At 65.3% G+C, this 20,367-nt stretch carries 19 protein-coding genes; 11 read left to right on the top strand and 8 right to left on the bottom strand.

From position 1 onward, the window contains the following. Window positions 1-212 precede the first annotated feature (212 nt). Window positions 213-1,304, top strand: a complete 1,092-nt coding sequence (locus tag C8J45_RS00945; protein WP_107961530.1) for an AI-2E family transporter — start codon at window positions 213-215, stop codon at window positions 1,302-1,304. Between the two features lie 152 nt (window positions 1,305-1,456). Continuing rightward, window positions 1,457-2,158 (top strand): response regulator transcription factor CtrA, encoded by a 702-nt coding sequence (gene ctrA, locus C8J45_RS00940; RefSeq protein ID WP_093398904.1) that lies wholly within the window; start codon window positions 1,457-1,459, stop codon window positions 2,156-2,158. Between the two features lie 58 nt (window positions 2,159-2,216). On the opposite strand, the gene C8J45_RS00935 is transcribed toward ctrA, so the two are convergent. Continuing rightward, window positions 2,217-3,641 (bottom strand): phospholipase D-like domain-containing protein, encoded by a 1,425-nt coding sequence (locus C8J45_RS00935; protein ID WP_107961529.1) that lies wholly within the window; start codon window positions 3,639-3,641, stop codon window positions 2,217-2,219. A 100-nt stretch (window positions 3,642-3,741) separates the two neighbouring features. On the opposite strand from C8J45_RS00935, the gene dinB reads away from it, so the two are divergent. Continuing rightward, window positions 3,742-4,824 carry a DNA polymerase IV gene (dinB, locus tag C8J45_RS00930; RefSeq protein WP_107961528.1) on the top strand — a complete coding sequence of 361 codons (1,083 nt, stop codon included), beginning with the start codon at window positions 3,742-3,744 and terminating at the stop codon, window positions 4,822-4,824. A 35-nt stretch (window positions 4,825-4,859) separates the two neighbouring features. On the opposite strand, the gene C8J45_RS00925 is transcribed toward dinB, so the two are convergent. From C8J45_RS00925 to C8J45_RS00915, 3 genes are all read right to left on the bottom strand, one after another. Continuing rightward, complete coding sequence (locus C8J45_RS00925) at window positions 4,860-6,689, bottom strand: CHASE4 domain-containing protein (RefSeq protein ID WP_107961527.1); 1,830 nt, start codon at window positions 6,687-6,689, stop codon at window positions 4,860-4,862. Window positions 6,690-6,745: 56 nt separating this feature from the next. Then, window positions 6,746-8,650, bottom strand: a complete 1,905-nt coding sequence (locus C8J45_RS00920) for a bifunctional diguanylate cyclase/phosphodiesterase (RefSeq protein WP_107961526.1) — start codon at window positions 8,648-8,650, stop codon at window positions 6,746-6,748. Window positions 8,651-8,740: 90 nt separating this feature from the next. Further along, window positions 8,741-9,655, bottom strand: coding sequence for an ROK family protein (locus tag C8J45_RS00915; RefSeq protein ID WP_107961525.1), 915 nt, complete (start codon window positions 9,653-9,655; stop codon window positions 8,741-8,743). A 176-nt stretch (window positions 9,656-9,831) separates the two neighbouring features. On the opposite strand from C8J45_RS00915, the gene C8J45_RS00910 reads away from it, so the two are divergent. After that, window positions 9,832-10,440: a Dps family protein gene (locus C8J45_RS00910; RefSeq protein WP_107961524.1), complete on the top strand. Its 609-nt coding sequence runs from the start codon at window positions 9,832-9,834 to the stop codon at window positions 10,438-10,440. A gap of 99 nt (window positions 10,441-10,539) precedes the next feature. On the opposite strand, the gene C8J45_RS00905 is transcribed toward C8J45_RS00910, so the two are convergent. Next, entirely contained in the window at window positions 10,540-11,136 is a 597-nt protein-coding gene (locus C8J45_RS00905; RefSeq protein WP_258191204.1) for a hypothetical protein, read from the bottom strand. A gap of 178 nt (window positions 11,137-11,314) precedes the next feature. Between C8J45_RS00905 and ispH the strand changes: the two genes are divergently transcribed. The 3 genes from ispH to rnhA are packed head-to-tail and all read left to right on the top strand — an operon-like array spanning window position 11,315 to window position 13,684. After that, the gene (gene ispH / locus C8J45_RS00900; RefSeq protein ID WP_107961523.1) at window positions 11,315-12,271 is read left to right on the top strand and encodes a 4-hydroxy-3-methylbut-2-enyl diphosphate reductase; all 957 of its coding nucleotides are present in this window, start codon (window positions 11,315-11,317) and stop codon (window positions 12,269-12,271) included. A gap of 1 nt (window position 12,272) precedes the next feature. After that, the gene (gene thrB, locus C8J45_RS00895) at window positions 12,273-13,223 is read left to right on the top strand and encodes a homoserine kinase (RefSeq protein ID WP_107961522.1); all 951 of its coding nucleotides are present in this window, start codon (window positions 12,273-12,275) and stop codon (window positions 13,221-13,223) included. Beyond that, window positions 13,220-13,684 carry a ribonuclease HI gene (rnhA, locus tag C8J45_RS00890; protein ID WP_107961521.1) on the top strand — a complete coding sequence of 155 codons (465 nt, stop codon included), beginning with the start codon at window positions 13,220-13,222 and terminating at the stop codon, window positions 13,682-13,684. Before thrB ends, rnhA begins: the two co-directional genes overlap by 4 nt. A 124-nt stretch (window positions 13,685-13,808) precedes the next feature. Here rnhA and C8J45_RS19485 read toward each other — a convergent pair whose 3' ends face one another. Further along, entirely contained in the window at window positions 13,809-14,330 is a 522-nt protein-coding gene (locus C8J45_RS19485) for a hypothetical protein (RefSeq protein WP_258191202.1), read from the bottom strand. On the opposite strand from C8J45_RS19485, the gene C8J45_RS19480 reads away from it, so the two are divergent. Continuing rightward, on the top strand, window positions 14,329-14,700 hold the full coding sequence (locus C8J45_RS19480) for a hypothetical protein (protein ID WP_258191201.1): 372 nt from the start codon (window positions 14,329-14,331) through the stop codon (window positions 14,698-14,700). The genes C8J45_RS19485 and C8J45_RS19480 overlap by 2 nt on opposite strands. Window positions 14,701-15,073: 373 nt before the next feature. Here C8J45_RS19480 and C8J45_RS00875 read toward each other — a convergent pair whose 3' ends face one another. Next, window positions 15,074-16,123 carry an FAD-binding oxidoreductase gene (locus C8J45_RS00875; protein WP_107962162.1) on the bottom strand — a complete coding sequence of 350 codons (1,050 nt, stop codon included), beginning with the start codon at window positions 16,121-16,123 and terminating at the stop codon, window positions 15,074-15,076. Window positions 16,124-16,161: 38 nt separating this feature from the next. Then, a complete protein-coding gene (locus C8J45_RS00870) occupies window positions 16,162-17,166 on the bottom strand; it encodes an alpha/beta fold hydrolase (RefSeq protein ID WP_107961518.1) in 1,005 nt (334 codons plus the stop codon). A gap of 55 nt (window positions 17,167-17,221) precedes the next feature. On the opposite strand from C8J45_RS00870, the gene C8J45_RS00865 reads away from it, so the two are divergent. From C8J45_RS00865 to C8J45_RS00855, 3 genes are read left to right on the top strand one after another with little or no spacing between them, the layout of a single operon-like run. Then, window positions 17,222-17,659: a prepilin peptidase gene (locus C8J45_RS00865; protein WP_258191199.1), complete on the top strand. Its 438-nt coding sequence runs from the start codon at window positions 17,222-17,224 to the stop codon at window positions 17,657-17,659. A 49-nt stretch (window positions 17,660-17,708) separates the two neighbouring features. Continuing rightward, window positions 17,709-18,749, top strand: coding sequence for a Flp pilus assembly protein CpaB (gene cpaB / locus C8J45_RS00860; protein ID WP_107961516.1), 1,041 nt, complete (start codon window positions 17,709-17,711; stop codon window positions 18,747-18,749). A 1-nt stretch (window position 18,750) separates the two neighbouring features. After that, window positions 18,751-20,358 (top strand): type II and III secretion system protein family protein, encoded by a 1,608-nt coding sequence (locus C8J45_RS00855; protein WP_107961515.1) that lies wholly within the window; start codon window positions 18,751-18,753, stop codon window positions 20,356-20,358. Window positions 20,359-20,367: the final 9 nt, after the last annotated feature.

The following is a 20,367-nucleotide window of genomic DNA, read 5'->3' as shown; positions in this document are numbered from 1 at the left end:
AAGTCCTTGGAACGGCTGTCCTACGCCGTGACGATCTGCCACGGTCGACCGATGAGCGATCCGACCTTCCAAACCCTGCAACGCCAAACCGACGGCGAGATGCCCGCGTCCAGCGATCGAACGCGATGTGTACATACTCTCCCAGCGTCTACACTTTCTATACTTCACTCGGTTTTGCCTCGTACGACGCCCCTCGCGCGGCCGGCATCCGCATGAACCGCCTCACCCCCGACTCGGACGATTCGCGCTTCATTCGCCGCGTCGTACTCACGATCGTGATCGTCGCGGTCGTCGCCGCGATCTACAAGGCGGGCGACCTGCTCATCCTCGCCTTCGGGTCGATGCTCGGCGCGATCGTCATCCACGCGATCGCCGATCTCTACCGCGATCATCTCCGCGTTCCACGCAAGCCGGCGCTAGGCCTCGGCATCGCCACCGTGCTTGGCATCATCGCGTTCCTGGTCTGGCTGTTCGGCGTGCAGTTCCGCAGCCAGGTCAACGTCCTGATCGCCCAGACGCCGGCGCTGCTCGACCAACTCGCCGCGTATCTCTCGCAGAGCGCGGTCGGCGCGAAGCTCGTCGATGCCGTGCAGCAGGCCTATGCCGGGTCGAAAGTTGCGCAGGACGTCGGCGGACTCGTGACGGGGGCGGGCGAACTCGTGCTCAACTGCCTGTTGCTGCTGGTCGGCGCGCTGTTCTTCGCCGCCGATCCCAAGGTGTACGAGCGCGGCTTCCTCTTGCTGATCCCGCGCTCGAAGCGTGCCGCGGTCGAGGATGCGCTGTTCGACGTCGGCTCGACGTTGCGGCTGTGGCTCGGCTCGTCGCTGATCCTGATGACGACGATGGGATTCCTCGTCGGGATCGGGTTGTGGTTGTCAGGCGTCCCCAGCGCCGCCGCGCTCGGCCTGCTCGCCGGGTTGTCGGAATTCATTCCGTACATCGGACCCACCGCGGCGATGATCCCCGCGCTCGGGCTTGCCGCGACGCAGGGGACCTCGTCGATCGTCGGCACGCTCGTCACCTATGCGGTCGTGCGGCTCGTCCAGACCAATTTCATCACGCCGTACGTGCAGAACCGCGTGATCTCGATCCCGCCCGCGATCACCGTGTTCGCGATCATCGGCATCGGTACGATCTTCGGACTGTTCGGCTTATTCTTCTCGGCGGCGCTGCTGGTGGTGATCTTCACGCTCGTCCGCAGCCTGTATCTGCGCGAAGTTCTCGGTGAGGATATCCCGCGAACCGTACACCGAACATTATTGGGACCTGATCTCACACCACGTCCGCCGGCGGATGATTTGTAAGAAAAACAAGCGGTCAGCAACAATCGGGACGCGCCCGGTGACCAACCTTAGTTCGAAATTAACCTTTTGCCTTCAGATGTTGTGTGGTTAATGAATCGAAGTCGAGCGGCTGACATGGGGTGTCGGGCGGTCTCGCGAAAAGGGGACGACGCATGCGGGTGCTGCTGATCGAGGACGAGCCGACCACGGCCAAGGCTATCGAGCTGATGCTGACGACCGAAGGGTTCAACGTCTACATCACCGATCTCGGGGAAGAAGGCCTCGATCTGGGCAAGCTGTATGATTACGACATCATCCTGCTCGATCTGAACCTGCCCGACATGCATGGCTATGACGTGCTCAAGCGCCTGCGGGTCGCGCGGGTGTCGACGCCGGTGCTGATCCTGTCGGGCGTGAACGAGATGGACTCAAAGGTACGCAGCTTCGGCTTCGGCGCCGACGACTACGTCACCAAGCCGTTCCACCGCGAGGAACTGGTCGCACGCATCCACGCCGTCGTCCGCCGCTCGAAGGGCCATAGCCAGTCGGTCATCCGCACCGGCAAGCTGGCGGTCAATCTCGACGCGAAGACGGTCGAAGTCGATGGCAGCCGCGTCCACCTGACCGGCAAGGAATATGCGATGCTGGAGCTGCTCTCGCTCCGCAAGGGCACGACCTTGACCAAGGAAATGTTCCTCAACCACCTGTATGGTGGGATGGACGAGCCCGAACTGAAGATCATCGACGTGTTCATCTGCAAGCTCCGCAAGAAGCTCAGCCTGGCGTGCGATGGCGAGAATTACATCGAGACGGTCTGGGGTCGCGGCTACGTCCTGCGCGAACCCGACGAAGCGCTCGAAGCCCAGGTCGCGTAACTCCCCTGTTTTTCGGGAGCGCTTGAGGCCGCGGTACCGGGGGGTGCCGCGGCCTTTCCTATTTACGCCGCCACCGCCGGAACAGCCCACGCTTGCTGAGCGACTCGAACATCTCCTGCGGACCTTCGGGATCGAGCACCTCGTTGTCGGCCAGCCATTCCTCGACCGCGGTCAGATCGGGCACGTCGTAACAGCGCAACGTCTTCCCCTTGCCGCGCAACCGCTCGATCGTCTGGATCAGCGATCCCGTCTCCGCGACGAGATCGGTCACCACCGCCGACTCGACGCCGAGATGCTCCGCGATCAGTCCGTCGCGGATCGTCGCGATACCTTTCGACGTCGCCGTGTCGGTTGCACGGATCGCGAGATCGCACTCGGTATCGAGCCGCAATGATCGGTTGTTCATGTTCGACGAGCCCAGGCGGAACACGTCGTCGTCGGCGATCAGGATCTTGGCGTGGCAATAGATCGGCGCGCCGCCCGCGGTGTACGGATGATACATGCGCAGCCGCTCGTGCGTGTCGCGGCGGTGCAACGCCTCCATCAGCCGCGCCCGGGCGGTGTCCATCGCCAGCGGCTCCAGCCACCCCTGCGCGGTCGTCGGATTGATGATGACGATCTCGGGGCCATTCGCCTCGTCGAGCCGCCTCGCGACGGCTTCGGCGATCTTGCGCGACGCGAAATACTGGCTTTCGATATACAGATACTTCTTCGCGCGCGCGATCTGACCAAGAAACAGCGCCTCGCTCTCGTACACCGGCTCCTGGTCGGACATTTCGGGTTCGCTGCGTGCGATCGCCACGTCGACATTGTGGAAGTCGACTGGCAGCCCTTCGGGCCAACTCCGCCCGCCGGGCACGCCGGGGGCCATCTTCATGCCACCAGCCAGATGCCACCGGCGGCGGAACAGCTCGCCCAGCGCGTGGGCGACAGGTCCCTCCACCGCGCTGATCGCGTCATGCCATGGCTTGTACGGCTTGCCCGAGGGCTGGACGCGATGCGGATCGCCGTCGCGGTGTTCGCGCGTGTCCCAGCGATCGCCGGTCATGTCGATCCCGCCGCAAAATGCCAGCGCATCGTCGATGATGACGATCTTCTGGTGATGCGATGCCGCAGTGGGATGGTGCCCGTCGAGCTTGGTATGGATGCGCTTGTGTCGCATCCATTTGAGCATCGTGAACAGCGTCGACCCGCGGAACAGCGACTTGATCGCACCGGTATCCCAGCGCAGCACGAAAATCTCTAGCTCGGGTTCGCGCTCGACCAGCCAGTGCATGAAGCCGCCCAGTGTCTTGGGCTCGCCCGGACGGTCCACGCCCGGCTCCAGCGAGATACGCGCGTCGAAGTCCCACCCGATCAGCAGGATGCGGCGCTTGGCGCCCAGCATCGCGACGCGCGCGGTGCGGAAATAGTCCGCGGCATCGACGATCACCGCCATCTGGTCGGCGCGTTCGATCCGCCAGCATTCCGTCCCGACCTGCATTCACGTCCCTTCGTCTGCACGTCGGCACTATGCGCGGCGGCGCAATTGGTTGCGTGGACGCCCTGTATCGCCGCCGCCCGTGCGCCTATCTAACGCTTCGATGCTTCCCCCTACCCAGCCCCCGGTGCAGCGCAAGGTGATCCATGTCGACATGGATGCCTTCTACGCGTCGGTCGAACAGCGCGACGATCCCTCGCTCAGGGGCAGGCCGGTCGCGGTCGGCGGGTCGCGGGCGCGCGGCGTGGTGGCGGCGGCCAGCTATGAAGCGCGCGCGTTCGGCGTCCGCAGCGCGATGCCGTCGGTCACCGCGATTCGACGCTGCCCCGACCTGGTGTTCGTGCCTCCGCGGTTCGACGTCTACCGCGGCGTATCGGACCAGATCCGTGCGATCTTCGCCGATTACACCACGTTGATCGAACCCTTGTCGCTCGACGAGGCGTATCTCGACGTGACCGAGGACATTCGAGGGTTGGGCACCGCGGCGGCGATCGCCGAAGAGATTCGCGCCAGGATCAAAGCGGATACCGGCCTGACCGCGTCGGCGGGGGTCAGCTACAACAAGTTCATTGCCAAGCTCGCATCGGACCAGAACAAGCCCGACGGAATCTGCATCATCACGCCTAAGCGTGGCGCGGCGTTCGTCCAGTCCTTGCCGGTAAAGCGGTTCCACGGCGTCGGCCCGGTCACCGCGCAGAAGATGGAGCGGCTCGGCATCCTCACCGGCGCCGATCTGTTCGCCCAGAGCCTCACGTTTCTCCAGGCGCATTTCGGCAGCTATGCGGACTATCTGTACGGCGCGGCGCGCGGCATCGACCATCGTCCGGTGCGCGTCGATCGCGCCGCCAAGTCGGTCGGTGCCGAACGCACGTTCGAAACCAACCTCAGCGATCCCGAAGACCTGCGCGCGGCGCTCGACCGGGTCGCAGACGCCGCGTGGGTCCGGATCGAACGACATGGTACGCGCGGCCGGACGATCACGCTGAAGCTGCGCCACGCCGACTTCCGCACGATCACGCGCGCACGGTCCTCGGCCTCCGCCGTGACGGACAAGGCAGCCTTCCTTGCCGCCGGACTCGACCTACTGATGGCACAACTGCCGGTACCCGACGGGGTTCGACTGCTAGGCCTCACGCTGTCGGGAATAATGGGCGAAGACGACGAAGTGCAGCCGAGCTTGCTTTGAAGCCTTTTGCGTAGGCGATCGGTTCGGAGAAGCTCCTACGACGCGGCTAGCAGTGGTGCCGTACCGCCGGCATGCAGCGTGATCAGCGCCACCGCACCCAACCCCGGCCCGTCGCTTTCAAGCCGCAGCGATCCTTCCATCGCGTTCATCGAATTCGCGCACCAGTGGAGCCCCAGCCCACCCGATTTGTGAGCGCGCGTCGAGAAGCCGCGTTGGAACAGCATCGCCGCACTTTCAGGCGAGAACCCCTCTCCGTCATCGCGGATCAGGATCGTCACGCGGCCCTCGGCGTTCGTGATCGACGTGATGATCGATCCGCTGCCGAGCCCGCGCGCGACGATCGATTCGACCGCGTTGCCGAACAGATTGCCGATGACCTGGCTCAGGATGATCCGACTTGCCAGCACCATGGTCGGCCCGGCCGGAAAGCTGAACGCGATCGAGGCATCTTGCGAATAGCGCGCAATCGTCGCGTTGCGGGCGATGATGTCGGTGACGTCGCATACCTCGAGCTTGGGGCGCTCGTGCGCGGCACTCTGCTGTTGGCCGATGATTTCGAGGACGTGCGCCATCGCCTCGCGGCCGATCGTGAGTTCGCGGCGCGTTGCCTCGCGACTGGCGACCTCAGCCTCGATCGCCGCGGTCACGAACGCCGCGAGCTTTTCGCGGCGCACGGCCGGCACGTCGCCCCGTGCCAGTTCGGCGATTGCCCGGTCGAGCGTGGCACGGTTGATCGGCGACCGTTGCGCAATGCCCTGGCTCAGAATCGTGCTGATCGGGTTCAGCGCGTTGCGGACGTTGTGCATGACCGCGACCGCGCTTTCGCTGCGCCCGAGATCGAACGACTGCACCTCGATCCGTTCGCGCAGATCCTTCAACTGGCGCAGCATCGCGTTGAAGCTTCGGCCGAGCGAGCCGATCTCGTCGCGCCGGCCGTCCTCTTCGAGCAGCGCGAGCGACCCCGACACGCGGACGCGCTGCATGTGTCCCTCCACCCGGTGAAGCGGCCGCAGAACAGATCGATCGATCATCCGCCGCAGCATGACGAGCATCAGAAGCAACAGCACCGTCGAACCGGCGACCGCGAGCAGCAGCATCCGGCGCCCCAGCAGCAACACGTCGCGCGGTACGCTGAACTGCGTGCGGGCAATTGCTTGGCCGTTCGGCCCCATCATCGGCACCACGATCATCATCTTGGACGTGCCGAGAGCGACGGCCTCGCTACCACCGTGCGGGTTCAGGTCGATCGTCGCGTCGAACCCGAGCAGGTCCGAAATCTGTCTTGCCGTGATGACCCGTGCCATCAGTACGTAGCCACGTGCCGAGCCGGTGCCGTCCGAGCGCCGAACCTGCGCCACGCCGATCGCCGCGACGCTGCCGCCGATCTTCGCAAAGAACCGCCCAGAACTGCGCCCACCAAGGACGCGCGCAAGATCGGTCTGGCCGATCATAGCGGTCAGCTGCTCGCGCATGCCGGTACGTTCGGCGCCGCTGGTCGGGTCACGCCAGCGAGCGATGACGATACGGCCGTCAGGCGCAACATACGCCATGCCCTGAACGTCGATGCTGCGCATCGCCTCCGGTGAAAACCTCTCGCGTTCGAACCGCGTGTAAGGATGCGCCATGTAATCGTAGCTGTCGCTCCAGTCGCCATAATCGCGCACCGCGCTTTCGAGCTCGGCGGCGTATTCGGACAGCACAGCACGGGTGCGCTCGACATGTGCGGCGATCGCCTTGTCTTCGAGCTTCGTGAAACTCGGCGTGATGATCGTTGCCAGCAAAAGCGTGACCGCGACCGCCGCGACGAGTCCGACCACGGTCATGATCAACACGAGCTTTGCACCGAGCGACGTACGGCTTCGCATGCGGCCGAATTGAAGCCCGAGTGTCGCGGGAAGACGGCCCCTCCCGGTGTTCGGCATCAGCCGAGCGCCCCGCCACCCAGCTTGCGTGGCACCACCGCCGCATCTCCCGCCGTGTCATCCTCGCCGCCCATGAACCGCGCATTGGCCATTTCGAGCGCGATCGCAGAGGAGACGGGGCGCGAAAAATAATAGCCCTGGAGATGGCTCGCACCAGCGAGACGCAATGCCTGAACCTGCGCCTCGGTCTCGACGCCTTCCGCGATCACGCCCAAGCCGAGGGCGCGGCCTAGGTGGATGATCGAATGGACGATGGCGGCGCTTTCGCGTTCGCGGCCCATGCCGTCGATGAACGATCGATCGATCTTCAGGCAGTCGAGCGCGAACTTGCGGATGTTGTAGAGGCTCGAATAGCCCGTCCCGAAATCGTCGAGCGCGATCCGGAAACCCATCTGGCGCAGCTTGTAGAGCGTCTCGGCCGCGCGCTCCGCATCATCGAAGATCGCCGTCTCGGTGATCTCGATCTGCAACCGCGCAGGCGCGATCCCGGCGCGCTGGACGCACTTCATGATGTGGCCGACGAAATTGTGGCGGCGGAACTGGCGGGGCGAGAAATTGACCGAGACATACTGGCCTGGCCATTGTTTCAGCACCTCCAGCGCTTGGCCGAGCACCCAATCGCCGAGTTCGTGGATGAGGTTCGATTCCTCCGCGATCGGAATGAAGGTCGCCGGGCTCATCTGCCCGTATTCGGGCGTATTCCAGCGAACCAGCGCCTCGAACCCTACCACCTCGACCACGTCGCGCGAGACGATCGGCTGATAGACCAGACTCAACTCACCCTTGGCGATCGCCTGGCTCAGCCCCCCTTCGACACGGCGACGGAAGCGGATCCCCTCGTCCATGCTTTCGTCGAACAACCGGACGATCCCGCGGCCACCGCGCTTGGCGTCGTTGAGTGCAAGATCGGAGCGGCGCATGACATCGACCGGATCGCGGCCCTGCCCGCCTTCGCTGACGACGAGCCCCGCAGACGCGCCGCCCTGGACCGAATTGCCGAACACCTGGAGACTGACCGAGCACGCCGCGACGACCCGTTCGCACGCCATCACGGCGTCCGCCTCGCCCGTCGTTTCGAACAGGATGCCGAATTCGTCGCCACCGAGCCGGGCGACGAGCGCGTGTTCGGGCGACGACCGGCCGAGGATGCCGCAGACTTCGCGGATGAGCGCGTCCCCCGCGAGATGCCCGAGCGTGTCGTTGACCAGCTTGAAGCGATCGAGGTCGACCATCACCGTCGCGAACAGCCCCTTGGTCCGGGTCCGCTCGGCCAGCGCACGCAGGAAGGCGAGCCGATTGGGCGCATCGGTCAGCGAGTCGTGAGTCGCGATGTGGATCGCGCGACTCTCGTTCGCGGCAAGTTCGGCGCCCTGTTCCTGCAGCTGGACCACCTGCGACGCGAGCGTTTCGCGCGCGGATTTCAGTTCGCGATCGACTTCCCAGCGTTTCGCGAGCGCGGTCGCGGTCTGCGTGATCTCGGCGACCTCGAACGGCTTGGCGATGTAGAAGATCTTGTCCGCAGGGCCTGCGACCTTGCTGATCTCGACCGGCGAGAAGTCGGAATAGCCGGTGACGATGACGAGGTTGATCTCGGGATCGAGCGCACGAAGGCGCTGGGCGGTCTCGCGACCGTCGATGCCGGGCGGCATGCGGATGTCGATGAACGCGACCGCGAACGGATCGCCATCGGCATGCGCCCGGTCGACCGCATCGACCGCGTCGAGCCCCTGCCAGCAATGCGTCAGCGCGAAATCAGGCAGCCCCTCCCCGACAGGCGTATTCTCACCGAACAGTTCCGCGGCCATCGCGCCCAGCGCCTCGTCGCTGTCCGACCGCTGCCCGGCGAAGCTGCGCCGGTAGCTGTCGTGCATCGCCGGCTCGTCGTCCACGATGAGAATACGCATCCAAAAACCGCTCCTTGTGGGCACTGCATCCACGGTTCGCGGTGACGCCCTGTGCTGCTCGCTATTGCAGCAAGGGCTAGTGGGTTACGGTTAAGACGCTGTAAACGACGTTTCGAGTTGATGGCCAAGTGCCTGAGCACCCAGCACGATTGCGCCGAGCGGGCCGGCATTGTTGCCAAGCGCGGGCGGCACGATGAACGTGTCGGTCAGTGCCACCTCGGGCAGCGTGATATAGCCGCCGAGGCTGCGCGTCATCGCCGCCCGCACCCGCGGGAACAGATGCGATGCGCCCATCACGCCGCCGCCCATGACGATGCGACGGGGTATCCCGGTCAGCACCAGCGTATGGCAGAGCTGGCCGAGCGCGTCGGCGACACCGTCCCAGACGGGATGGTCCGCCGGTGCTTGGTCCGCGGGGAAGCCGATCCGCGCGGCGATCGCCGGGCCAGCGACCAGCCCCTCGATGCAGGCGCCGTGGAACGGGCAATTGCCGATCCAGTCATCGCCCTGGAACCGCGCGGGTCGTATATGGCCGAGTTCTGAATGCGTCAGCCCGTCGACCGGACGGTTACCCGCGATCATGCCGGCACCGACACCGGTGCCGACGGTGACATAGGCGATATCGGGCAGCCCCTTGGCAGCGCCCCAGAACGCCTCGGCCAGCGCCGCGCCGACGACATCGCTGTGGAAGCCGGTGGGTACGCCGTAGCGCCGCTGCAGGCGGCCGGCGATGTCGGTTCCTGCCCAGCCGGGCTTCGGCGTCGACGTGATGTGACCGTAATCGTGCGAGTGACGATCGATCGAAACCGGACCGAAACTGGCGATACCGATCGCCACGAACCCGCTCCAGCGATCGAGCACCGCCTCGATCGCGGCCAGCGTCTCGTCGGGCCGGGTCGTGGGAATACGTACGGTTTCTTCGATCTGGTCGGGTCCGCGCGCAAGAATGCAGATGCATTTCGTGCCACCGAGTTCGATTCCTGCGACCAGTGGTGCTTCCGTCATCCTCAACTCCCAACGCGTTGTCGCGGCCCGCTTCCTTTGCTGCGGTGCTCCCGTCAAGAGGCGAGCCCGCGTTCTGGCGTGATTGCGATCACCGTGAGCGAGGATTTCGCTTGCTGTCGATCTGGCCGATCATGCGTTAAGACCGTCGAGTTCACACGAACAGACAGGAATTTCCGATGGCGAAGAAACCCGCAAAGCTGCCCAAGGTCGACCCGAACGTATCGAGCGAGGCGCAGCCGCAATACCAGGTCGAATATCGCGAAATCCAGCCGTACGGCACGCTGAAGCGTCTGCCGATCGCGCTCGAAGACAATGCGCGCGCGCAGAGCGTGTCGATCCTGAACCAGGTGCTCGCCGACACGATGACGCTTCGCGACATGTACAAGAAGCATCATTGGCAGATGTCGGGCGCGACGTTCTACCAACTGCATCTGTTGCTGGACAAGCATTACGAGGAGCAGGCCGCGCTCGTCGATCTTGTCGCGGAGCGCATCATGGCGCTTGGTGGCATCTCGATCGCGATGGCGCCCGACGTCGCCGAAATGACGACAATCCCGCGTCCGCCGAAGGGCCGCGAGGACGTGCCGACGCAGCTCGCGCGTCTGCTCGAAGCACACCAAATCATCCTGCGTCAGGCGCATGAGGGTGCGGAAGCCGCTGACGAATCCGGCGACGACGGCACCAACGATCTGCTGGTGAGCAACATAGTTCGCACGCACGAGCCGCAGGTGTGGTTCCTGGCCGAGCATCTGGCCGCAACGGAGCTGGTGCGCGGCGACAAGTAAGCGATGCTCCTCTTCCGGCATATCGTCGGGAGAGGGGAAACGTCGTTCTAACCGAGTCTGCTTGATCGCCTCGACGGTAAAACGTCGAGGCGATTTGTCTTAGCGGGTGGCGTTGTACTTGAGCTGGTCGTCGGTCAGCTGGAACCCGACCAAGGCCTCGAAGCTGGCCCGCAGGACGGCCTGACGGACTTCCGGGGTGCTCAGCGGATCGACTGCAGCATCCTGATCGCCTGCCTTGCGCTTACGCGTGAGCTTTTCGCGGACGTCGTCGGGCAGCGTCGCCGCCGAACGCGCGACCGTCGCGGAGGCGGTCGCCGAAGCGGAGGCAAGCGCCTGGCCTGCATCGAAGTGCAACGCGACACGGCCGACGCGCTTGGCGACGACCGCGCTGCCGCCGCGAACCACCGTGATGAAGTATGGCAACGTCACGTCGCGTGCACCCTCGGTGCGGTTGCGACGGGCGCGAATGTCGAAGCTGACGCTGGTGACGACCTGATCGGTGGCGTCGGCGCAGGTCGACCGGACATTGGTCATCAACGCGGCGACGTCGATCGCCGACTGGTCCCGGCTGGTGGTCGGATTGAACAGCGTGATGTCGCCGGTGGCGGCTGGGATCGCTACTGGCGGGCAAACCGAACGGACCGCGGAGATACCGCCGGTCGCGTCGACTTCGCCCTTGGTAGCGCATCCGCCCAAGAGACTGGCACTCAGAAGGATCGCACACGCGGAAACGGCTAGGGTGGGGGCTTTCACGGGAACGCTTACCTTCTCGAACGAGCGTTGAGAGCGTCGCGACGACACGCGCTCCCTGGTCGGCGGGCACCATAGGAACCGGCTATCGTCCAGGCAAGCAATCGCGTAGAGGCAAGGCATCATGAGCCCAATCGACAAGCCGCCGCTCGAACTGTTGATCGCAGCACCCCGAGGCTTTTGCGCTGGCGTCGACCGCGCGATCCGGATCGTCGAACTGGCGATCGAGAAACACGGGGCGCCGGTCTATGTCCGCCACGAGATCGTCCACAACAAGTTCGTCGTCGACACGCTGAAGGCGCAGGGCGCGATCTTCGTCGAGGAACTGAACGAGGTGCCGGATGGCGCACCGGTCGTGTTCTCGGCGCATGGCGTGCCGAAATCGGTGCCGCTCGACGCGCAGAATCGCGGGCTCGAATATCTCGACGCGACGTGCCCGCTGGTGTCGAAGGTTCACCGGCAGGCCGAGCGCCTGGTGGCTGCCGGACGGCATATCGTGTTCATCGGCCATGCCGGGCATCCCGAGGTGATCGGTACGTTCGGACAGGTTCCCGAAGGCGCGATGTCGCTGATCGAGACGGTCGAGGACGCCGAGGTGTTCATGCCGATCGATCATACCAACCTCGCCTTCCTGACGCAGACGACGCTGTCGGTGGACGATACCGCCGCGGTGGTGGCGACGTTGCAGCGCCGCTTCCCTCAGATGTTGCCGCCGCGCGGTGAGGACATCTGCTACGCCACCTCGAACCGCCAGACCGCGGTGAAGGCAATCGCGCACAGCGTCGATGCGGTGCTGGTGATCGGCGCGCCGAACTCGTCCAACTCGGTGCGGCTGGTCGAGGTCGCCGAGCGCGAGGGCACGCCGGCGATGCTGATCCAGCGCGCGAGCGAACTCGACTGGGATTTCCTCGCGGGCGTCGGCACGCTGGGGATCACGGCTGGCGCGTCGGCACCCGAATTGCTGGTCCGCGAACTGGTCGACCGGCTGTCGGAGCGCTTCACGGTGACGGAGCGCGAGGTCGAGACGAACCGCGAGACGATCGCGTTCAAGCTGCCACGCGGACTGGAGGCGGCCGCCTAGCATGGCGGTCTATACGCAGGTGTCGGCGGAGGCGCTGGGCGCGTTCCTCGCCAAGTTCGATCACGGCGAACTGGTCTCTGCAAAGGGCATTGCCGAGGGGGTCGAGAACAGCAACTACCTGGTCGATACGACGGCCGGGCGGTTCATCCTGACGCTGTACGAAAAGCGCGTGTCGGCGGACGACCTGCCGTTCTTCATGGCGATGCTCGATCATCTCGCGATCGACGGGAACCCGGTGCCGCGCGCGCTGCCCGATCGCAGCGGTGCGCTGATCCACGAACTTTGCGGGCGCCCGGCGTGCCTGATCGAGTTCCTGACCGGGGTGTCCGTGTCGCATCCGACCGAGGCGCAGGCCCGCGCGGCCGGTGCGGCGATGGGGTCGATGCACGTCAGCCTTGCGGGGTTCATGCAGGAACGGGCCAACACGCTGGGCCCGGATGGGTGGCACGCGTTGCTCAACAAATGCGGCCGCGATCTGGATGCGATCGAGCCGGGGTTCTTCGATACGGTGTGCGCGGCGGCGGATGCGGTGGTCGCGGCGTGGCCGGCCGACCTGCCTCGCAGCGTGGTTCATGCCGATCTGTTTCCCGACAACGTGCTGATGCTCGGCGACCGGGTGACCGGGCTGATCGACTTCTATTTCGCGTGCACCGACGTCCGCGCGTATGATCTGGCGATCATGCACAGCGCCTGGGCGTTCGATGCACAGGGCGAGAATTATGATGCGGCGGTCGGCAAGGCGCTGGTCGCGGGCTATGTCGATCGGCATCCGCTGTCGGCCGCCGAGCGCGCCGCGCTGCCCGTGCTGGCGCAGGGGGCGTGTCTCCGCTTTCTGGCGACGCGCGCGTGGGACTGGCTCAATACGCCGGCGGATGCGCTGGTGACGCGAAAGGATCCGCTGGCGTACTGGCGGCGGTTCGAGGCGTATCGCAAGGACGATCTATTCGCATGACTGACGAAGCTCCCGTTTCCATCACCAAGGTCGAGATCTTCACCGACGGCGCGTGCAAGGGCAATCCTGGCCCAGGCGGCTGGGGGGCGGTGATCCGCATGGGCGCGCACGAGAAGGAATTGTCGGGCGGCGAGACGCCGACGACCAACAATCGGATGGAGATGACCGCGGCGATCGAGGCGCTCAACGCGCTGACCCGGCCGTGCGCGGTGACGCTGTACACCGACAGCAAATACGTGATGGACGGCCTCACCAAGTGGGTGAAGGGCTGGCAGCGCAACGGCTGGAAGACCGCCGACAAGAAGCCGGTGAAGAACGCCGAACTGTGGCACGCGCTGCTGGCGGCGGTCGCGCGGCACAAGATCGAGTGGCAGTGGGTGAAGGGTCACGCGGGCCACCCGGAGAACGAGCGCGCCGACAAGCTCGCGAGCGATGCCGCGGTGACTGCCGGGCGACGCTAGCTCATTCGGCACGTCCCCGGCGCAGGTTGGGGCCCAGCAGGATGTGGAGGCCACGGCGCGTCGCCCTCCCTTAGCGCCGTATCCCGACTGGGCCCCGACCTCCGCCGGGGACGCATGTTCCGTCTTACGCGCCGACCATGTCGCCGAACTGCGTATCGGTGTGAACGGCGTCACGCGCGTACGGATCGCGGTTCATCGTCAGGTTGATGATGACGATGCCGGCATGCGGTGGGCGTGGCACCGGGCGTGGCAGGCGGATGACCTGTCGGCCTGAACGATAGGCGGCGAGCGTCGTTGCCTTTGCACGCCGTATCGCGTCGGTGACGTGCCAGCCAACGATCGCCAGCGCGACCTGTGCCCCATCGGTGACCGCGACGCTCGACTGATGGCCGCGATCCCGCACCCGTTCCCACGATCGCTGCAACCAAGACGGCTGGTCGAACGCGGACACATCGGCTGAGCGCCACGCCACGCGCAGGCCCTCCGGAACCCCTGTCCAGCTATCGACTTCCGACGACCCTGCTGACGATCGGACGGAGCGGATCAGGTCGTGCCGGCACCGCTGGCAGCGGCTGAACAGGAACCCCTGATTTTCCAGAACGAGCGGCGCGGCGACGTGCCCCGAGGCGTGACAGAGCAGGTTCATGATGATCCTCCTTGATGATCGATGTATCGAGATGCAATGCGGCCAGCACGATCAGGTCGCCCGGCCCCTGTTCGAGCACCTGATCGAGATTCCAGACTTCGAAATGATGCCCCATGCCGACCAGCAGCGCGCGCTGCCGGACGCCGCGGCGCGCGCGCATCCACGACGCGATCGCGATCCGCCCCTTGCCGTCCATCTGCGCGGGCGCGACGAAGCCGAGGCGCCTTCGCAGCAGCGTATCGCGCGCACCGCTTTCCCAGTTCGCAGCGAGTTCGCGGTGCTGATCGACGACGCTCGTGCCGTCATAGACGAGCATGCAGGGATCGTCGGCGTAAAAACCGATGAACAGATCCTCGCGAGCGCCGCGTGACTGTATCGCGATGCAGAATTGCTCCGGAAGCACCAGTTCGCCGCGCGCGCTGATCGTCGAGACGGCACTTCCCACGAAAAGCTTGTCCATTGTGCTTCCACCACCACTACAGCCAAACCAACTTCGTCGTTGCCTTGGCATCCCGACGACATCGCCTAAGATGAGGTCATGGTTATGAAGCGTTAACCACGAACGAAAACTAACATTTTTCTAGTTTTGCCGACTAGTTCATTGCTGTTCATTTGCGCGAAGCTTGCGCGGGAAATTATCCAGTCCAGCGCCGGATTCATCTACCGATTTGGTAGTCAAAATCGCACAAACATCCGGATCGCTTTGTATCCGCGGCACTCGCTTTGATGCTGTTCTTGCCCGTTTAGCGGAAACGACTCGGCGAATAGCGAGCGGAATCGATGGCCGCGATAGCTTGATCGGGCGGAGTATCGAGCAAGAGACCGGCCGCGAGCATTGCTGCGGCGGGTGCGGTCTGTATCCCGAAGCCGCCCTGCCCCGCGCACCAGAAAAAGCCAGGCATACGGACGTCGAAGCCATAGATCGGCAGGCGATCGGGCGCGAACGTGCGCAGCCCCGCCCAGCTTCGTTCGACCGCAGCGACACGCCAGTCGACGACCTGCTCGAACCGGTCGACCGCAATCGCGATGTCGATCTCCTCGGGCGCCGCGTCGCACGGGTCGGTCGCAGTTTCATCGTGCGGGCTGAGCCATAGACGGCCACCGGCCTCAGGCTTGAAATAGAAGCGGCCCGCAATGTCCGCGACGTGCGGCAAGCCCGCCGGCGCGCCGGGATCGGTGCGAAGTTGCGCCATCGTCCGGCGATAGGCTTGCAGTCCCAACGGACGGACGCCGGCGCGGATCGCAACCGCGTCGGCCCAAGCGCCCGCCGCGTTGACGAGTGCGCGCGCACGGAAGGCGCCCGCCTTCGTCTCGATCGTCCAGACGCCATCCGCACGCGTTGCGCTCACCAACGCGGCATCGGTGACGAAGTCCACGCCTGCCCGCCGGGCCAGGGCGATACCGTCGGCGTGCAGTCCGGCCACGTCGATATACGCGCAGCTCGCCTCCTGCACGCCCAGCGTCCATGCGGAGCGGAGGCCGGGGATGAACGCGGCCGGATCGACGCGGTCGAGGATGACGTCGCTGCCGGCGAATTCGGCGAGAAACGCGTCCATCGCGGGCTCGTCTTCGGCGCGACCGATATGCAGCGAGCCGAGCGGTGCCAGATGCCCGCCGGCCTGGAGGACCGGGCCCGACGCGGTGGTAAGCGGCTGAATACCGGGGCCGCCATAGGTTTCCGACCAGAATGCCGCCGAACGCCCGGTCGCATGATAGCCGGGCGCATCCTCGGCTTCGAGCACGAGCGTGCGCGCCTGCGATCCGATCGCCGCAGCGAGGCTGGTGCCCGCCATGCCGGCACCGACGATCGCGATATCGTACACGGACGCCGTCACTGCGACGGCACGCACGCGGCCAGGAACGCATTAATCGCCGACAACGCGCGGTTGCGCACCGGATCTGCCTCGCGGAGAATCTCGTGCGCGGATTCCGGACCGAAGCGAACGACTTGTGCGTCCGGCAACCGCGCCGCGAGCCGAAGCGCCGCGGGAGGATCGACCAGCTTGTCGGCCTCGGCGACGAGCATCAGCACCGGCGTGTCGACCGACTCGATCCGCGGATCGACGGCAAGTGCGGCGGCGCCCGCGAACCCCTGCGCGAGCCATGCCCAGCTTGGCGGGCCGAGCACCAGCTCGGGATGTTGCCGCTGCCACCAACCCTCGTCGGCGTAGCGGTCGACGTCGTGCGTCAGCAGCGTTTGCCGCGATGCGGCCGAGCCGGGGCGTTCGTTGTTACGCCAGGCCGCGCGAGCCGGGTCGCCGTGTTTCGCCATCCACCGTGCAACGGTACCACTGAACGCCGCGCCTAGCGGCGCTTTCAACCCGATCATCGGCGCGACGAGGATCGCTGCATCGGGACGGATCGCGCGATTCGCGAGCGCGCGCATGACCATCATCCCGCCCATCGAATGGCCCAGTACGACGCTGGGCAGATCACCGTCCGCGATCCAGTCCGCCCAGAACGCCGCGAGATCCGAGTCGAACACGCCGTAATCGCTCGCATGGCCGACATGGGGATCCGCCGACAGCCGCCCCGAACCACCCTGCCCGCGCCAGTCGAACGCAGTGACGGACCAACCGCCTGCGTGGAAATATGCGAGCGTCTCCAGATATTTCTCGAAGATATCGCCGCGACCGGTCTGGAACAACAGGCGCCCACGCGGGCTGGCCGCGAGCCAGTCGAAACGTCGCAGCTTCCAGCCATCGGGTGCCGTCCACCATCCCACGCGTGCATCGGCGGGAATCGCACGACGCACGGCCTGGAGGGCATCCAGCCCGGCGAAGGTCCCGGAATTGGGAAGGAAATTACCGGGGACGGTTACTTTTTCGAAAGCCATCTCCGTTAGGACCTAGCCGATGGGGTGGAACATTGCTCTTCCAATTTTGATCGTGATGCTCGGTGGCCTGCTGGTTTCCGCCGGGATCCAGGACGCGCGGACGCGCGAGATCGCCAATTGGAAGAACGCGGTGATCGCGCTGCTGGCACCCGTCTGGTGGTACGCCAACGGGCTGGACCTCTGGCCGGACATGGCAATGCAGGTCGGCTGCGCACTGGCCGTGCTCGCGGTATTCCTGGTCGCGTTCCATTTCGGGATGATGGGTGGCGGCGACGTGAAACTGATCGTCGCGTTGGCGCTGTGGCTGCCGTTCCCGGCGTTCCTGTCGATGCTGATGGTGATGTCGATCGCTGGTGGCGTCGTCACCATCGTGATGATGATCGAACGCAGAATCAAGAAAAACTCAGGACAGATCGAAGTTCCATACGGCGTAGCGATAGCATTCGCCGGGCTTCTTGCGATCCGCGAACCACTCCTTAACCAGTTTCAGTGATGATTAATGTCAGAACACACTCCCGGCGCCTGAAAGGCACGATGTAGTCATGGATAGTCGCAAGATAATTTTGCTGGTTGGCGCGCTGATAGTTGCAGCCATCACAGCATTCTTTGCCAGGACGCTCATCGCCGGGAGTTCTGCACCGCAAGCCGGTGCCGTAGTCGTCGCCGCGCCCGTCATCGATGGTCCCGAAGTTCTCGTCGCGACACGTTCGCTGCCGGTCGGCACGATCCTCGACGCGACCGCGCTGAAATATCAGCCCTGGCCCAAGGAACTGGTCGACAACGCCTATTATCTCAAGGACAAGACCAACCTCCAGTCGCTGCAGGGCACGGTGGTGCGGAGCATCATCACCGCCGGGCAGCCGGTGACCCAAGGCTCGCTGGTGAAGCCCGGCGATCGCGGGTTCCTGGCGGCGGCCCTCGGACCGGGCATGCGGGCGGTGACCGTCCCGGTGTCGGCGCAGGCTGCGGTCGCGGGCTTCGTGTTTCCGGGTGACCGGATCGACCTGGTCCTGACCCAGACGGTCGCCGGTGGCGGCGACGGCCAGCCGTTGAAGGTCTCCGAGACGATCATGCGCAACATCCGCGTGCTCGCCACCGACCAGCGGACCGACAACCTCGTCGGCGAGGACGGCAAGACCAAGGTCCAGACCTTCTCCAACGTGACGATCGAGGCGACGCCGAAGATGGCGGAGCAGGTTGCGGTCGCGCAGACGCTGGGAACGCTGTCGCTGTCGCTGCGCTCGATCGCGGACAATTCGGCCGAACTGGAGGAAGCAATCGCCTCGGGTGCCGTCAAGGTGCCGGATGGCAACGATCCCAAGGCGGAAAAGGCGATGATGGTTCGGCTCGCGAGCCAGCCCTCGGCCGGCGCCTCTACCTACCAGACCGGGGCGGACGTCTCGCGCTATCAGCGCAGCAGCGTGCCCGGCAAGGAGGCTCAGGGTGGCGGGATGAGCGGCCGGTCGATGCAGGGCGTGCCGGTCGCGCCATCCGCTGGCGGCGCGGTTGCCGTCCAGGGACCGGTGGTGCGGGTCGCCCGCGGCAACGCATTGACCGTCGTTCCGGTCGGGGGGAAGAATTAAGATGCGTATTGCAACCACTCTCCTCGCGACGCGGATCGGCAAACCGCTCGGTTGGCCGCTCGCGGTCGCCCTGGTCGCAGCGACGGCAGCACCGTACGTCCCTGCCCTCGCGCAGCGCGGCAGGGCGACCACAGCGGCAGCCGGCTCGCCGATCGTGCAGGTCAACACCGGCCGTGGCCGGCTGGTGACGCTGGCGCAGCCGATGACCGACCTGTTCGTCGCCGACGACGCGATCGCCGATGTCCAAGTGCGGTCGCCAACCCAGCTCTACGTGTTCGGCAAGAAGACCGGCGAGACGACGATCTCGGCCACCGCAAGAGGTGGTGCCGTCGTGTATTCGGCCACCGTCCGCGTCGGCAACAACCTCGACTCGGTCCAGCAGATGCTGGGCCTGGCGATGCCCGAGGCCCAGGTCATCGCGACGCCGATGAACGGACTGATCCTCCTGACGGGAACGGTTGCGGCGCCCGAGGATGCCGCTGAAGCCGAGCGGCTGGTGCAGGCGTTCGTCGGCGAATCGACCAAGGTGCTGTCGCGCCTGAAAACCGCGACGCCGTTGCAGGTCAACCTGCAGGTGCGCGTCGCCGAAGTCACCCGCAGCTTCGTCAAGAATATCGGCGTGAACATCCAATCCTTCGACCGGACTGGTGGTTTCAAGTTCGGACTGGGGCAAGGACGAGACGCCACGATATTTGCACCCGGTGGCGGAATGTTCGTTGGCGGCGCTACGCCGACGGCTGGCAATACGGGTGTGGCCAAGGGCGCGTTGGGGTCGACATTTGGCCTCGCCGGCAAATTGCTGGGTGTCGACCTGCTTGGCGCGATCGACCTGGGCGAGACGCTGGGTCAGGTGACCACGCTCGCCAATCCGAACCTGACCGCCTTGTCGGGTGAGACCGGCACGTTCCTGGCAGGTGGCGAAATTCCGATCCCGCTGGCGCAGGCGCTCGGCACGATCTCGGTCGAGTACAAGCAATACGGAATCAGCCTGGCCTATACCCCAACGGTATTGTCCGACGGCCGCATCTCGTTGCGTGTGCGCCCTGAAGTGTCGCAGCTCGATTATGCGAACGCCATTACTCTAAGCGGTACGCGCGTGCCCGGCATCACCACACGGCGGACCGAGACCACCGTCGAACTCGGCTCGGGCCAGAGCATGATGATCAGTGGCCTGTTGTCGAACAACAATAACAACACCTACGACAAGACGCCCGGCCTCTCGAACCTGCCGATCATCGGCGCGCTGTTTCGCTCGAACGCCTTCCAGCGCAACGAAACCGAGCTGGTCATCGTCATCACGCCGTATCTGGTGAAGCCGGTCAACAACGCCAGCGACATCGCCTTGCCGACCGATGGCGCGCGTGCACCGACCGATCTCGACCGGGTGTTGCTGGGGCGGCTGAGCGCGACCGACGGCGGCAAGCGTCCCGTCCCGACCCTCGCGCCGCCAACCTATGCGCGCCCTGCCATCGGAGCGGCCGCACCCGTCATGCCCGTGCCCCGCAGCGACGTCCGCCGCAGCGAAGCCGACGCCACCCCGGCCGTTCAGACCAAGGGCAATGCCAAACCGAAAAAGGGCGCCGTGCCCGCCCCCGGCTTCTCGAATTGAGCCCGTCAT

Source organism: Sphingomonas sp. PP-CE-3G-477, from assembly GCF_003050745.1.
GTDB lineage: Bacteria > Pseudomonadota > Alphaproteobacteria > Sphingomonadales > Sphingomonadaceae > Sphingomonas.
The sequence above is the reverse complement of the archived record's forward strand: the minus strand, read 5'-3'. Positions and strand labels throughout refer to the sequence as shown.

Bases quoted from the DNA above. Each gene is read 5' to 3' on its own strand.
- C8J45_RS00945 (WP_107961530.1), top strand. From the start codon at position 213: ATGAACCGCCTCACCCCCGACTCGGACGATTCGCGCTTCATTCGCCGC.
- ctrA (WP_093398904.1), top strand. From the start codon at position 1,457: ATGCGGGTGCTGCTGATCGAGGACGAGCCGACCACGGCCAAGGCTATC.
- C8J45_RS00935 (WP_107961529.1), bottom strand. From the start codon at position 3,641: ATGCAGGTCGGGACGGAATGCTGGCGGATCGAACGCGCCGACCAGATG.
- dinB (WP_107961528.1), top strand. From the start codon at position 3,742: ATGCTTCCCCCTACCCAGCCCCCGGTGCAGCGCAAGGTGATCCATGTC.
- C8J45_RS00925 (WP_107961527.1), bottom strand. From the start codon at position 6,689: ATGCGAAGCCGTACGTCGCTCGGTGCAAAGCTCGTGTTGATCATGACC.
- C8J45_RS00920 (WP_107961526.1), bottom strand. From the start codon at position 8,650: ATGCGTATTCTCATCGTGGACGACGAGCCGGCGATGCACGACAGCTAC.
- C8J45_RS00915 (WP_107961525.1), bottom strand. From the start codon at position 9,655: ATGACGGAAGCACCACTGGTCGCAGGAATCGAACTCGGTGGCACGAAA.
- C8J45_RS00910 (WP_107961524.1), top strand. From the start codon at position 9,832: ATGGCGAAGAAACCCGCAAAGCTGCCCAAGGTCGACCCGAACGTATCG.
- ispH (WP_107961523.1), top strand. From the start codon at position 11,315: ATGAGCCCAATCGACAAGCCGCCGCTCGAACTGTTGATCGCAGCACCC.
- thrB (WP_107961522.1), top strand. From the start codon at position 12,273: ATGGCGGTCTATACGCAGGTGTCGGCGGAGGCGCTGGGCGCGTTCCTC.
- rnhA (WP_107961521.1), top strand. From the start codon at position 13,220: ATGACTGACGAAGCTCCCGTTTCCATCACCAAGGTCGAGATCTTCACC.
- C8J45_RS19480 (WP_258191201.1), top strand. From the start codon at position 14,329: ATGATGATCCTCCTTGATGATCGATGTATCGAGATGCAATGCGGCCAG.
- C8J45_RS19485 (WP_258191202.1), bottom strand. From the start codon at position 14,330: ATGAACCTGCTCTGTCACGCCTCGGGGCACGTCGCCGCGCCGCTCGTT.
- C8J45_RS00875 (WP_107962162.1), bottom strand. From the start codon at position 16,123: ATGGCGGGCACCAGCCTCGCTGCGGCGATCGGATCGCAGGCGCGCACG.
- C8J45_RS00870 (WP_107961518.1), bottom strand. From the start codon at position 17,166: ATGGCTTTCGAAAAAGTAACCGTCCCCGGTAATTTCCTTCCCAATTCC.
- C8J45_RS00865 (WP_258191199.1), top strand. From the start codon at position 17,222: ATGCTCGGTGGCCTGCTGGTTTCCGCCGGGATCCAGGACGCGCGGACG.
- cpaB (WP_107961516.1), top strand. From the start codon at position 17,709: ATGGATAGTCGCAAGATAATTTTGCTGGTTGGCGCGCTGATAGTTGCA.
- C8J45_RS00855 (WP_107961515.1), top strand. From the start codon at position 18,751: ATGCGTATTGCAACCACTCTCCTCGCGACGCGGATCGGCAAACCGCTC.